Origin of the sequence: Kitasatospora sp. CM 4170 (assembly GCF_032110285.1) — a bacterium.
GTDB lineage: Bacteria > Actinomycetota > Actinomycetes > Streptomycetales > Streptomycetaceae > Kitasatospora > Kitasatospora aburaviensis.
The window spans coordinates 1,647,876-1,660,423 of record NZ_CP134877.1 but is presented as its reverse complement, the minus strand read 5'-3'; the positions used below and the strand labels follow the sequence as shown (position 1 = coordinate 1,660,423).

Sequence of the window (12,548 nt, the reverse complement as noted above, 5' to 3'; positions counted from 1 at the left end):
GTTACCTCCAGTCCTGTGGTCCGAACCAGCGGGCCAGTGCCGCGGTCAGCCCGTCGGTCGCCGCCGCTCCGGGCTCCGCCGCCCAGGCGACGTGGCCGTCCGGGCGGACCAGCAGGGCCGCCGGTGCGCCGCCCTGCGGGGCCCGGGCCGCGGTGACGTCGATCCGCCCGCGCCAGGGGGCGGCCGCCCGGGCGGGCGCGCCGTCGGCGGTCAGGTCGACCAGCACCCCGCGGCCGCGGCGCAGCAGTTCGGTGGGGCGGGTGGTCAGGCCGTCCGCCTCCAGTTCGAGATCCGGGGCGAAGCGGCCCACCAGCGGATGCCGCCGGGCCGCGCCACCGTCACCGTCACCACCGCCGGTGCCGCCGTCCGCCGCCGCGCCGCCGTCCGGGCCCTCCTCGTCGCCGTAGCGCAGGTCGAGCCCGTTGAGGGTCGCGGTGAGGTGCCGGTTGGTGTCCTCCAGGAACAGCAGTTCCTCGAAGACCTCGCGCAGCGCGGTGACGTGGTGCTCGTCCGGGTTCATCAGCGCCAGCTGCGCCCGGGTGTACAGCAGCACCCGCTCGACGGCGCGGTGCCGCTCCCGGTGGTAGCTGTCGAGCAGCCCGGGCGGCGCCCAGCCGTGGATCTCGGCGGCCAGCTTCCAGCCCAGGTTCACCGCGTCGTGGACACCGGTGTTCAGGCCCTGGCCGCCGATCGGGAAGTGGATGTGGGCGGCGTCCCCGGCCAGCAGCACCCGGCCGGACCGGTAGCTCTCGGCGAGCCGGGTGGCGTCGCTGAACCGGGACATCCACAGCACCGGCTCCACCAGGTCGAGTTCGCGGCCGTACACGCGGTGCGCGGCGGTCCGCAGCTCCTCCAGCGTGACCGGCTCGCCGGCCGGCGGGTGGGGGCGGCCGTACTCGATGACGACCACCCGGCCGATGCCGCCCTCCGGCGGGAAGGCGAGCACCACCACGCCGTTCCCGGTGCGCTGCCAGCGCTTGGGCACGTTCCGCTCGGTGAGCGTGACGTAGCCGATCAGCGCGCTCACCGACGGCGCGAACCCGGGGAACCCGATGCCCGCGAGCCGGCGCACCGTGCTGCGGCCGCCGTCGCAGCCCACCAGGTAGCGGGCCCGGACGCGCCGCTCGCCGTCCGGGGTGGCCAGGGTGACGGTCACCCCGTCGGCGTCCTGGGCGAGGCCGGTGAGCTCGTGGCCGCGCCGGACCTCGGTGTCCAGGGCGGCGGCGTGCTCGGCGAGCAGCTCCTCCGTCCGGGACTGCGGCACCAGGAGGCTGTACGGGTGCCTGGTCTCCACCAGGGTGTGGTCCAGGCCGCGGCTGAAGATGCCGCCGAACGGCAGGCCGGAGACGGTGGGCATGCCGTCCTTGAAACGCTCCAGCAGGCCGCGCATGTCCAGGTACTCGACCGTGCGGCTGTGCAGCACCCCCGCCCGGTCGTGGCCGGCCGGCTCGGTGAGCCGCTCGACCACCAGGACGCGGACGCCGGCCAGGCGCAGTTCCGCCGCGAGCATCAGGCCGACCGGCCCGCTGCCCGCGACGACGACGTCGTACTCCATGGTTCCTCCTCTCAGCCGGTGATGTCCCGGGCGGCGCCGTCGCGCAGCCACGCCTCGATCCGCTCGACCGCCGACGCCAGCGGCGGCATGGCGAGGATCTCCTCGCGCAGCCCGCGCGAGGCGGCGAGCTGCGGCGCGTCGGGCCGGACCAGCCCGGCCACCGCCGAGCGGATCGCCGGGACGTCCGCGTGTTCGGCGGTCAGCTGGACGCAGGCGCCGGCCGCCTCCAACAGGTCGGAGTTGAGCCGCTGTTCGAACAGGTGCGGCATGGTCAGCTGCGGCACGCCGAAGCGGGCCGCGGAGAGCACGGTGGTGGCTCCGCCGTGGTGGACCACCGCCGAGCAGCCGGGCAGGACGGTGTGGATCGGCAGGTCCTGCACGATCCGCACCCCGGGCCGGTCGCCGAGCAGCTCCCGCTCGGCGGCGGTGACCGCCAGCACCGGCTCCACGTCGAGCCCGGCGAGCGCGTCCAGGATCTTCGGGACGAGGAACATCTCGGGCTGGTCGGTCGCGGTGGAGGTGAAGGTGCCCCAGGTGATGCAGACCCGGGGCCGCTCCGGCCGCTCCAGCGCCCAGGGCGGCACCGTGCCCGGCCCGTTGTACGGCACGTACTCCATCGGCAGCGACGGACCGGGCGCGGTGATCCGCAGACTCGGCGGCGTCGGGTCGACGGCGAGCCGGTCGAAGGCCTCCGGGGCCTCGGCCCCGTACGCCGCGTACGTGGGGCCGAGGCGTTCCAGGACGTGGTGGGCGAGCCACTTGCCGGGGTCGGTGCCGTAGAGGTCCGGACCCCAGGCGTGCCGGACCACCGGGGCGCCCGCCACCTGGCCGGCCACCGAGGCGGCGAACGCGACCGGGTCGCGGACGACGAGGTCCGGCCGCCAGGCGTCGGCGAGCGCGACCACGTCGGGCGCCATCATCTCGGCGACCCGGTGGAAGATCGTGATGATCGCGTCCCGCGTCCGGTACAGCGCGGGATCGGTCTCCGCCACGAACTTGCGGTGCAGCCGGGCGAAGTCGAGGTCCGGCCCGACCGGCACGGCGGTCATCCCGGAGGCCAGGACGGTCTCCACGACGTGCGGCTGGGCCGCCACCCGCACCTCGTGGCCGGCGGCGCGGAAGGCCCAGGCGAGCGGGGCCATGAACATGTAGTGCGACGGCCAGGCCGCCGTCGTGAACAGGACGCGCACAGCGACTCCGCGGGGGTCAGGAGGGCTTGGCCGCGATCAGGACGCGGTCGCCGGTCAGCGAGTCGACCGGGTCGGCCGACACGAAGGTGAAGCCGGCGTCCTCCGCGTAGCGGCGGCACTCCGCGACCGTGTACTCGGAGCCGCCGTCGCGCATGATCCCGCAGTTGAGGCTCTGCAGCAGCGAGACGGCGTCGGTGCGCCCGTCGTCGAGCATCGCGTCGTAGACGACGACGATCCCGCCGGGGTTCACGGCCTCGAAGACCCGCTTCAGCAGCTCGGCGCGGGCGGCCGGCGGCCAGTCGTGCAGGACGTGGCCGATGATCGCCACGTCGGAGGCCGGGGCGGTGTCGGCGAAGAAGTCGCCGCCGACGAAGCGGACCTGCTGGGCGGTGCCGAGGGCGGCCATGTGCTCGTCGAACAGCGGCTCCACCTGCGGCAGGTCGAACACCGCGCCGCGCAGGTGCGGGTGGACCCGGACCAGGTGGGCGGCCACGTTGCCGCGCGCCCCGCCGACGTCGACGAAGGAGGTGTGGCGGGACCAGTCCACGCACCGGTCGAGCTCGTGGGCGACGAAGCTGTTGAAGGCGTCCATGTGGCCCATCAGGCCGCGCACGCCGTCGAGGTTCTCGAAGTCCTTGCGGAAGTCCCGCTGGACCTCGGCCGGCTCGTTGCGCAGCACGTCGGTCAGCGAGGCCCAGGAGCGGTAGTGCAGCCGGGAGTGCTGGGCGATCGAGCCGCCGAGGTAGCGCGGGCTGCCGGGGACGAGGAACTCGGCGGCCTCCGGGTGGTTGGCGTACCGGCCGTCGCGGCGCTCCAGCAGGCCGAGGCCGACCAGCGAGTCCAGGAAGTCGCCGCCCGGCCGGGCGCGCAGGCCCAGCCGGTCGAACAGCTCCTCGGCGGTGGCCGGGCCCTCGGCGAGCAGTCCGAAGAGGTCGAGCTCCACGGCGCTCTGCAGCACCTTGGCCTGGAAGTAGGAGGTGTTCAGCCGCAGCAGTGCGCGGGCCACCGAGGCCGGGCCGGAGGTCTGGTCGAGGACGGTCATGTCATGCCTTTCGCATCAGCGTGGGTCAGCGTGGGTCAGCGCGGGTCAGCGCGGGTCGGGGCGGTCAGGGCGGTCAGGGGGGCGCGGGTCAGGGGGTTTCCAGGTAGCGGTCGATGACCGTCCGGAAGTAGTCGGGCCCGAAGGCGGGCCGGGCCTCGGCGGGCAGCAGTCGGAGCAGCTTCTCGTTGGAGACCGAGTGGTCGTCGGCGACGTCCACGGTCTGCTTCGCGGCGACGGTGCCCAGCCGGGCCTCCAGATGGGCGATGATCTCCTCGATCGGCACCGCGTGCCCTGAGGCGACGTTCACCACCTCGCGGGAGACACCGGCGGTGAGCAGTGCGTCGATGACGGAGACCACGTCGAGGACGTGCACCACGTCGCGCCGCGCCCCGCGGTGCACCCGCACCGAGCCGGCGCGGATCTGCGCGACCAGCGAGGGCAGCAGCTGGTGGCTGCGCTGGGCCCGGCCCACGGTGTAGGCGAGCCGCAGCACCAGGGTGTCGACGCCGGAGGCGCGCAGCACCCCCTCCATCGCCAGCTTGTGGCGCCCGTAGGGGGAGTTGGGGAAGACCGGCCGGTCCTCGCGGCTGCGGTGGCTGCCGGCGCCGTACATGCCGCTGGCGCAGGTGGAGAAGTAGACCAGCCGCCGGTCGTCCCGTTGGCAGCGGTCGAGGACCCGGTAGAGCAGCTCGGCTTCGCGGGCGAACTCCGCGTCGGCGGTGCTGTGCCCGCTGGACACGCCGGCCGCGAAGACCACCGTGCCCGGGTGGGCGGACGCCAGCGGCTTGAGGCTGCCGGCGAGGAAGCCGCGTCCGACGATCTCCATGGCACTCCTCAGCGGCGTTCGGCGATCAGCACCCGCAGCGGGTTGTGCGGCAGGGTGTGCTGGGTGGGCCGGGTGAAGCCGGCCGCGACGACCATCTCTTCGTACGCGGAGACGGGGTGCACCTGGCCCTCGGAGGTCCAGGCGAGCATCAGCGCGGAGAACAGGTGGGGGACCGGGTCGCGGTGCGGCGCGGTGTCGTCGGTGCTGATGGCGATGGCGACCAGCTTGCCGCCGGGCCGCAGGGCGCTGCCGGCGCGGGCGAGCAGCTCGGTCGCGCGGGCGGTCGAGAAGTGGTGCAGGACGTTGGCGACCACCACGACGTCGTACGGTCCGCCGAGCGGGACCTCGAACATGTCGCCGGGGACGAAGTGGGCGCGGTCGCGGACGCCGAGGCGCTCGGCGTTGCTCTCGGTGACGGCGAGCACGTTGGGCCAGTCCAGGGACCAGACCTGGGCGCGGGGGTCGCGGGCGGCCAGGGTGTAGCCGTAGAGGCCGTGCCCGCAGGCGACGTCGAGCACCCGGGGGGCGTCCTCGTCCGGGGCGCTCGGCTGCGGTAGCACCGCGTCGGCGACCAGCTCGGCGATCGGCCGGGTGTTGAGCGTGCCCAGCGCGGCGAAGTCCTCCCAGAAGGTGTAGGAGGGCGTCTCGGCGTTCTGCTCCATCACCGTGCCGCCGTTGCGGACGGCGTCGCCGAGGCGCTTGACGGCGTCCCACTCGTAGTCGCTGGCGGCGAGGCGGACGGCGTGGCCGTAGTAGTCGGGGTGGGTGCTGACGAGGATGCTGTCGGCGCCCGGGGCGAGCCGGAACCGGTCACCCTCCGTCTCCAGCAGGCCGATCGCGGCGAGGGCGTTCAGCAGGATGTGGACGGCACGGGGGTCGGCCCCGCAGGCGGCGGCGACCTCCTTGGGCACGGCCGGGCCGTCGGCGAGGGCGTCGAAGACCTTGAGGTCGACGCCGGCGCGCAGGACGCCGGTCTTGCGGACCGCGGACATCATGGCCAGGAGGTCCTGCCTGGTGACGGTCGGTACTCGGTCGTCGGTCATCCGGTCTCCCCGGGTTGGGCGGGCACTGACGGTTCGCCAGAGCATCGTGTGGCTGCGGGCTGGCGATCCGCTTGAGCCGCGGTGGAGGCCGTCGGCGCGCAGGGGAGGCCCCCGAGGTGTGATGCAGATCACAGTGACATGGTCATGATGTACGCCGGGTGATCGGGCGCGAGGGTCGTCAAGGGGTCGCCCGGGGCCGGGCCAGCGGTTTTGCCAAATCCACACATTTGTGACCCGCGGTTTGCCTGAGCCTCGTGGATACGCTCCGTGCCCGCACCGTCGGAGTGTCGGCCGGGCCGCCGGGGGCGCCCGTTCGGGGTGGTTGACCAGCGGCTTTGCGGGAATGGCCATAGAGGTGGCCGCGCCGGACGGGCTCGGTGGCCCTCGGAGAACAATCTTGACGTGGACAAATAATCTCATGACACTAGTCTCACGAGAGTTTGATCGCCGACGGAATTCCCGGGGTTGAAATGATCACGAGCGACCGTTCCGAGTGCTTCACGATCCAGGTGCTGGGCGCCCTGAAGCTCCGCGCCCCCGGCGGGGCCAACATGGTGGACGACCTCACCGCACCCAAGCCGCGCAAGATCATCGCGCTGCTCGTCATGCAGGCGAACCGCGTCGTCCCGACCGCCGCGATGGCCCGCGAACTGTGGGGCGACAACCCGCCCGCCAGCGTCCAGACCACCCTCCAGACCTACGTCCTCCAGGTGCGCCGGATGCTCAGCCGCGCCCTGGGCATCTCCGCCGCCGAGGTCGCCCGCACCGTGCTGGTCACCAAGTTCGGCGGCTACCAACTGATCATCCGTCACGGCGACATCGACGCCCACGAGTTCGAGCGGCTGCTCGCCGAGGGCCGGCAGGCGCTCGCCGACGGCAGCGACGAGACGGCCGTCCGGCTGCTCACCGAGGCCCTCGAACTCTGGTGCGGCGCACCGCTGGTGGACGTCAAGCCGGGCCCGCTGCTGGACGCCGAGATCCGCCGCCTGGAGGAGAACCGCCTCACCGCGCTGATGCAGCGGGTCGACGCGCGGCTGCGGCTCGGCCGCCACCACGAACTCCCCGGCGAACTCGCCTCGCTCGTCGGCCAGTACCCGATGAACGAGAACCTGCACGCCCAGTACATGCTCGCGCTCTACCGCTGCGGCCGCTGCCCCGAGGCGCTGGAGGTCTTCCGCCGGCTGCGCGACCACATGGTCGGCGAGCTCGGACTGGAGCCCTCGCTGCGGATCCAGAGCCTGCACCGCGCGATGCTGGCCGCCGACCCCGCCCTGGAGTACGGCCCCGACCGCGCCGACGGCAACCTGCTGCTCGACCGGCTCGGCGGGGCGCCCGCGGCACCCGGCCCCTGGGCGTCCCGCCTCGCCAGCTGAGGCGATCCGATCGCTACGCCTCCCGGCGCCAGTGGACGCCGTGTCCGTCGATCGGCACGATCGGCTCCCGCACCCCGTGCCGCTCACGGAAGTCCGCGACCGCCTGCCGGCACGGCTCGATGTTGTAGTCGTCCACGATCACGAAACCCCCCACCGACAGCTTCGGGTACAGGTGGGTCAGCGCGTCCGTGGTCGACTCGTAGAGGTCGCCGTCCAGCCGCATCACCGCCAGCGCGTCGATCGGCGCCGACGGCAGCGTCTGCTCGAACCACCCCTCCAGGAACCCCACCTGGTCGTCCAGCAGCTGGTAGCGGGCGAAGTTCTCCGCCACCTCCTCGCGCGTCACCTTGAGCACCCCGTTGATCCGGTGCAGCGCCATCTCGCGGTCCAGGGGGTGGCTCCCGGAGTGCACCACCGGAACGCCCTCGAACGAATCCGCCACCCAGACCCGGCGGTCCCGGACGCCGTACGCCTCCAGCACGGCCCGCATCAGGATGCAGACCCCGCCGCGCCACACGCCCGTCTCGATCAGATCGCCGGGTACGCCGTCCTCCAGCACCCGGGCGACACACGACTGGACGTCGTCCAGCCGCCGCAGCCCCACCATCGTGTGCGCGGTCGTGGGCAGGTCCCGCCCCGACGCGCGCAGGTCCGTGTCGTAGCCGTCCACGTCGCCGTACCAGCCGACCGGCGCGTCCTCGTAGATCACGTTCGCGAGCACCCGCTTCATCAGGTTCAGGTACAGCTCGCCGCCCTGTGGAACCACGTCTCCTCCTAGAGCCGAAATGCGGCCGATGAACCGGGGGTGCCGGTCACCGGGGGCAAGAAACGTACGGCGGGGCACTCGAACTCCACTCGAAAGTCGGGGCACTTGCGGACCGGGGCGCTTCGAGTGCGACTCGACCGGGCCTGTGGGGGCGGCGGGATACCAAGGGGAGGAACGCGTCCCGGCCCGCAGAGAGAGGAACCGCCTTGAAAGCTCTGGTCCTGGCCGGCGGCATGGGCACCCGGCTGCGCCCGCTCACCCATGCCATGCCCAAGCAACTTGTCCCCGTCGTCAACAAACCGGTCCTCTTCCACGGTCTGGAGCAGATCGCCCGGGCCGGCGTCACCGAGGCCGCCGTCATCGTCGGCGACTGGCACCGGGAGATCCGCGAGGCCGTCGGCGACGGCTCCCTCTTCGGCCTGGAGATCACCTGGATCCAGCAGGAGGCGCCGTTCGGCCTGGCGCACTGCGTGCTGCTCGCCCGGGAGTTCCTCGCCGACGACGACTTCGTCATGTACCTGGGCGACAACGTCTTCTCGGACGGCATCGCCGACCTCGCCGACGCCTTCCGCCGCACCCGCCCCGACGCCCAGGTGGCGGTGGTCCGGGTGCCGAACCCCGAGGAGTACGGCATCGTCGAGGCCGGCCCGGACGGCCGGGTCACCGCGCTCCGGGAGAAGCCCCGGGCGCCGCGCGGCAACCTGGCGGTCGCCGGCGCCTACTTCTTCTCCCCGCTGGTCCACGACGCGGTCGCCCGGATCGAGCCCAGCCTGCGCGGCGAGTGGGAGATCACCGACGCCATCCAGCTGATGGTCGCCGAGGGCCGGGACGTCCGGGCCGCGGAGATCACCGGCTGGTGGCGGGACACCGGGCGGATCGACGACATCCTCGACTGCAACCGGCTGCTGCTCGACCGGCTGGAGACCGCCGTGGCGGGCACCGTCGACGAGGCCAGCACCGTGCTCGGCGCCGTCGTGGTGGAGCCCGGCGCCCGGGTGGTCCGCTCGCACCTGCGCGGCCCCCTGGTCATCGGGGCCGGCAGCGTGGTCGAGGACAGCTACATCGGCCCGCACACCTCGATCGGCGCGGACTGCGTGCTCACCGACGCCGGCCTCTCGCACACGATCGTGCTCGACCGGGCCACCGTCACCGACGTCAACGGCATCCACGGCTCGGTCATCGGCCGCTCCGCCCGGGTCGGGATCTCCCCGCCGGGCGACGGACGGCACCGGCTCGTCGTCGGCGACCACACCGAACTCCGCGTGCTCGCATGAGGATCCTGGTCACCGGCGGTGCCGGGTTCATCGGCTCCCACTACGTGCGCAGCCTGCTCGCCGGGGCCTACCCCGGCTACGAACGGGCCGACGTCACCGTGGTCGACAAGCTCACCTACGCGGGCAACACCGCCAACCTCCCGTTGGCCGACCCCCGCCTGACCCTGGTCCGCGCCGACGTCTGCGACCGGTCCGCCCTGCTCGACGTCCTGCCCGGGCACGACGCGGTGGTGCACTTCGCCGCCGAGTCGCACGTCGACCGGTCCATCGCGGAGGCCTCGGTCTTCGCCCACACCAACGTGGTCGGCACCCAGACCGTGCTGGACGCCTGCCTGGGCGCCGGCGTCCCGCGGATGGTGCACGTCTCCACCGACGAGGTGTACGGCTCCATCGCCCGGGGCTCCTGGACCGAGGAGCGCCCCCTGCTGCCCAACTCCCCGTACGCCGCCTCCAAGGCCGGCGCCGACCTGATGGCCCGCGCCTACTTCCGCACCCACGGCCTCGACGTCTCGGTCACCCGCTGCTCCAACAACTACGGCACGCACCAGCACCCGGAGAAGGTCATCCCGCGGTTCGTCACCGCCCTGCTCGACGGCGGAGACGTCCCGCTCTACGGCGACGGCCTCAACGTGCGCGAGTGGCTGCACGTCGACGACCACTGCCGGGCCGTGCAGCTCGTCCTGGAGAAGGGCGAGCCGGGGGAGGCGTACAACGTCGGCGGCGCCGAGCTCACCAACCGGGAGCTCACCGGCCGGCTGCTCGACCTCTGCGGCGCCGGCTGGGACCGCGTCCGCACGGTGCCCGACCGCAAGGGCCACGACCGGCGCTACTCCGTCGACGACACCCGCATCCGCACCCGGCTCGGCTTCGAACCGCGCACCCCGCTCGACCAGGGCCTGGCCGACACCGTCCGCTGGTACCGCGACCACCGCGACTGGTGGCGGCCGGCTCCGCCCCCCACCCCGAACCCCGGGGAAGGAGAACGATGAACAGGCGCGTCGTCATCACCGGCATCGGGCTGGTGGCCCCCGGTGGAACCGGCACCAAGGCCTTCTGGGAGCTCATCACCTCCGGCCGGACGGCGACCCGGCCCATCTCCCTCTTCGACGCCACCGCCTTCCGCTCCCGGGTCGCCGCCGAGTGCGACTTCGACCCGGTGCTGCACGGCCTGACCCCGCAGGAGACCCGGCGGATGGACCGGGCCACCCAGTTCGCGGCGGTCGCCACCGACGAGGCGGTCGCCGACGCCGCCCTGGCGTTCGACGTCGTCGAGCCGGGCCGGCTCGGCGTCACCGTCGGCAGCGCCGTCGGCTGCACCACCAGCCTGGAGCGCGAGTACGTCGCCGTCAGCGACGGCGGGCGGAACTGGCTCGTCGACCACGGCTACGCCGTCCCGCACCTCTACGGCCACCTGGTGCCCAGCTCGATGGCGGCCGAGGTCGCCCGGCGGGTCGGCGCCGAGGGCCCGGCCGCCGTCGTCTCCACCGGCTGCACCTCCGGCCTCGACTCGGTCGCCCACGCCCGCGAGCTGATCGCCGAGGGCAGCGCCGACGTCATGGTGGCCGGCGCCACCGACGCCCCCATCTCCCCGATCACCCTCGCCTGCTTCGACGCCATCCGGGCCACCACGCCCCGCAACGACGACCCGGAGCACGCCTCCCGGCCCTTCGACGTCACCCGCAACGGCTTCGTGCTCGGCGAGGGTTCGGCGATGTTCGTCCTGGAGGAGTACGGCCACGCGGTGCGCCGCGGCGCCACCGTCTATGCCGAGATCACCGGCTTCGCCTCCCGCTGCAACGCGTTCCACATGACCGGACTGCGCCCCGACGGCCGGGAGATGGCCGAGGCGATCCGGCTCGCCCTGGCCGAGGCCGGCGCCCGGCCCGCCGACATCGACTACGTCAACGCGCACGGCTCGGGCACCAAGCAGAACGACCGGCACGAGACCGCCGCCGTCAAACTGGCCCTCGGCGCCCGCGCCTACGAGACGCCGATGAGCTCCATCAAGTCGATGATCGGCCACTCCCTCGGCGCCATCGGCGCGATCGAGATCGCCGCCTGCGCCCTCGCCCTGCGGCACGGCGTCGTGCCGCCCACCGCCAACCTGCACACCCCCGACCCGGAGTGCGACCTCGACTACGTGCCGCTGCACGCCCGGCGCCAGGACCTCGACACCGTCCTGACCGTCGGCAGCGGCTTCGGCGGCTTCCAGAGCGCCATGGTGCTCGCCCGGCCCGGGGAGCGCGCCGCATGACCGCAGTCGTGACCGGCCTCGGCGTCCTCGCCCCCAACGGCGTGGGCCTGGAGGCCTACTGGGCCGCCACGTTGCGCGGCGAGAGCGGCATCGACCGGCTCACCCGGTTCGACCCGGAGCCCTACCCGTCCCGCCTGGCCGGCGAGATCACCGGGTTCGACCCGGCCGCGCTGCTGCCCAACCGGCTCCTCCCGCAGACCGACCCGGTCACCCGGCTCTCCCTGGTCGCCGCCGAGTGGGCGCTGGCCGACGCCGGCCTCGACCCCGCGGAGCTGTCCGAGTACGACATCGGCGTGGTCACCGCCAACACCGCCGGCGGCTTCGAGTTCGGCCAGCGCGAACTGCAGAACCTCTGGTCCAAGGGCGGCGCCCACGTCAGCGCCTACCAGTCCTTCGCCTGGTTCTACGCCGTCAACACCGGCCAGATCTCCATCCGGCACGGTATGCGCGGCCCCAGCGGCGTCGTGGTGGCCGACGGCGCCGGCGGCCTGGACGCACTCGCCCAGGCCCGCCGGCTGATCCGCAAGGGCACCCCGGTCGTGGTCAGCGGCGCCGTCGACGGCTCGCTCTGCCCCTGGAGCTGGACGGCCCAGCTCACCAGCGGCACGCTGAGCACCCGGGAGGACCCGGCCGACGCCTACCTGCCCTTCGACGACCGGGCCTGCGGCCACGTCCTCGGCGAGGGCGGGGCCATCCTGGTCCTGGAGGACGCCGGCGCGGCCGCGGCCCGCGGCGCCCGGATCCACGGCCGGCTCACCGGCTACGGCACCTCCTTCGACGGCCACACCGCGCCGGAGCGCGGCGCGGACCGCGGCGCCGGCCTCGGCCGCGCCGCCCGCCAGGCGCTCGACCAGGCCGGCTGGCGGCCCGCCGACGTCGACGTGGTCTTCGCCGACGCCTCCGGGACGCCCGCCGCCGACCGCGCCGAGGCGGCCGCGCTGGCCGACCTGTTCGGCCCGCATGGGGTGCCGGTCACCGCACCCAAGACCATGACCGGCCGGCTCGCCTCCGGGAGCGGCCCGCTGGACGTCGCCACCGCCCTGCTCGCCCTGCGCGACCAGGTGATCCCGCCGACCGCCAACGTCCGCCGCCCGGCGGCCGGGTACGCGCTCGACCTGGTCACCGCGCCGCGCCGGCAGCCGCTGCACCGCGCCCTGGTGCTCGCGCGCGGGCACGGCGGCTTCAACTCGGCGGTGGCCGTCGAGGCCCCGGCCGCCTGAGCGGC

The 12,548-nt window shown here is 73.7% G+C and carries 11 protein-coding genes; 5 read left to right on the top strand and 6 right to left on the bottom strand.

From position 1 onward, the window contains the following. Position 1 precedes the first annotated feature (1 nt). The 5 genes from RMN57_RS06685 to RMN57_RS06665 all read right to left on the bottom strand — a co-directional run bounded on the left by RMN57_RS06685 (position 2) and on the right by RMN57_RS06665 (position 5,656). Complete coding sequence (locus tag RMN57_RS06685; RefSeq protein WP_313762444.1) at positions 2–1,555, bottom strand: FAD-dependent monooxygenase; 1,554 nt, start codon at positions 1,553–1,555, stop codon at positions 2–4. An 11-nt stretch (positions 1,556–1,566) separates the two neighbouring features. Then, positions 1,567–2,745 (bottom strand): nucleotide disphospho-sugar-binding domain-containing protein, encoded by a 1,179-nt coding sequence (locus RMN57_RS06680; RefSeq protein ID WP_313762443.1) that lies wholly within the window; start codon positions 2,743–2,745, stop codon positions 1,567–1,569. A gap of 16 nt (positions 2,746–2,761) precedes the next feature. Further along, on the bottom strand, positions 2,762–3,787 hold the full coding sequence (locus RMN57_RS06675; protein WP_313762442.1) for a methyltransferase: 1,026 nt from the start codon (positions 3,785–3,787) through the stop codon (positions 2,762–2,764). Between the two features lie 88 nt (positions 3,788–3,875). Further along, complete coding sequence (locus tag RMN57_RS06670; RefSeq protein ID WP_313762441.1) at positions 3,876–4,613, bottom strand: NAD-dependent epimerase/dehydratase family protein; 738 nt, start codon at positions 4,611–4,613, stop codon at positions 3,876–3,878. Positions 4,614–4,621: 8 nt separating this feature from the next. Beyond that, complete coding sequence (locus RMN57_RS06665) at positions 4,622–5,656, bottom strand: class I SAM-dependent methyltransferase (protein WP_313762440.1); 1,035 nt, start codon at positions 5,654–5,656, stop codon at positions 4,622–4,624. Positions 5,657–6,126: 470 nt separating this feature from the next. Here RMN57_RS06665 and RMN57_RS06660 point away from each other — a divergent pair, with 470 nt between their 5' ends. After that, on the top strand, positions 6,127–7,029 hold the full coding sequence (locus RMN57_RS06660) for an AfsR/SARP family transcriptional regulator (RefSeq protein ID WP_313762439.1): 903 nt from the start codon (positions 6,127–6,129) through the stop codon (positions 7,027–7,029). 13 nt (positions 7,030–7,042) lie between these two features. Here RMN57_RS06660 and RMN57_RS06655 read toward each other — a convergent pair whose 3' ends face one another. After that, positions 7,043–7,795 (bottom strand): TylF/MycF/NovP-related O-methyltransferase, encoded by a 753-nt coding sequence (locus tag RMN57_RS06655; RefSeq protein WP_313762438.1) that lies wholly within the window; start codon positions 7,793–7,795, stop codon positions 7,043–7,045. Positions 7,796–8,001: 206 nt separating this feature from the next. Between RMN57_RS06655 and RMN57_RS06650 the strand changes: the two genes are divergently transcribed. From RMN57_RS06650 to RMN57_RS06635, 4 genes are read left to right on the top strand one after another with little or no spacing between them, the layout of a single operon-like run. After that, positions 8,002–9,069 carry a glucose-1-phosphate thymidylyltransferase gene (locus RMN57_RS06650; protein ID WP_313762437.1) on the top strand — a complete coding sequence of 356 codons (1,068 nt, stop codon included), beginning with the start codon at positions 8,002–8,004 and terminating at the stop codon, positions 9,067–9,069. Beyond that, positions 9,066–10,058, top strand: coding sequence for a dTDP-glucose 4,6-dehydratase (gene rfbB / locus RMN57_RS06645; protein WP_313762436.1), 993 nt, complete (start codon positions 9,066–9,068; stop codon positions 10,056–10,058). The genes RMN57_RS06650 and rfbB overlap by 4 nt, the downstream gene beginning before the upstream one ends. Then, positions 10,055–11,323, top strand: coding sequence for a beta-ketoacyl-[acyl-carrier-protein] synthase family protein (locus RMN57_RS06640; protein ID WP_313762435.1), 1,269 nt, complete (start codon positions 10,055–10,057; stop codon positions 11,321–11,323). Before rfbB ends, RMN57_RS06640 begins: the two co-directional genes overlap by 4 nt. After that, positions 11,320–12,543, top strand: coding sequence for a ketosynthase chain-length factor (locus tag RMN57_RS06635; RefSeq protein WP_313762434.1), 1,224 nt, complete (start codon positions 11,320–11,322; stop codon positions 12,541–12,543). The genes RMN57_RS06640 and RMN57_RS06635 overlap by 4 nt, the downstream gene beginning before the upstream one ends. Positions 12,544–12,548 lie beyond the last annotated feature (5 nt).

What these genes read in the sequence shown, in the direction of transcription:
- RMN57_RS06675 (WP_313762442.1), bottom strand. Translation starts at nt 3,787, where the DNA reads ATGACCGTCCTCGACCAGACCTCCGGCCCGGCCTCGGTGGCCCGCGCA.
- RMN57_RS06665 (WP_313762440.1), bottom strand. Translation starts at nt 5,656, where the DNA reads ATGACCGACGACCGAGTACCGACCGTCACCAGGCAGGACCTCCTGGCC.
- RMN57_RS06640 (WP_313762435.1), top strand. Translation starts at nt 10,055, where the DNA reads ATGAACAGGCGCGTCGTCATCACCGGCATCGGGCTGGTGGCCCCCGGT.
- RMN57_RS06685 (WP_313762444.1), bottom strand. Translation starts at nt 1,555, where the DNA reads ATGGAGTACGACGTCGTCGTCGCGGGCAGCGGGCCGGTCGGCCTGATG.
- RMN57_RS06670 (WP_313762441.1), bottom strand. Translation starts at nt 4,613, where the DNA reads ATGGAGATCGTCGGACGCGGCTTCCTCGCCGGCAGCCTCAAGCCGCTG.
- RMN57_RS06635 (WP_313762434.1), top strand. Translation starts at nt 11,320, where the DNA reads ATGACCGCAGTCGTGACCGGCCTCGGCGTCCTCGCCCCCAACGGCGTG.
- rfbB (WP_313762436.1), top strand. Translation starts at nt 9,066, where the DNA reads ATGAGGATCCTGGTCACCGGCGGTGCCGGGTTCATCGGCTCCCACTAC.
- RMN57_RS06660 (WP_313762439.1), top strand. Translation starts at nt 6,127, where the DNA reads ATGATCACGAGCGACCGTTCCGAGTGCTTCACGATCCAGGTGCTGGGC.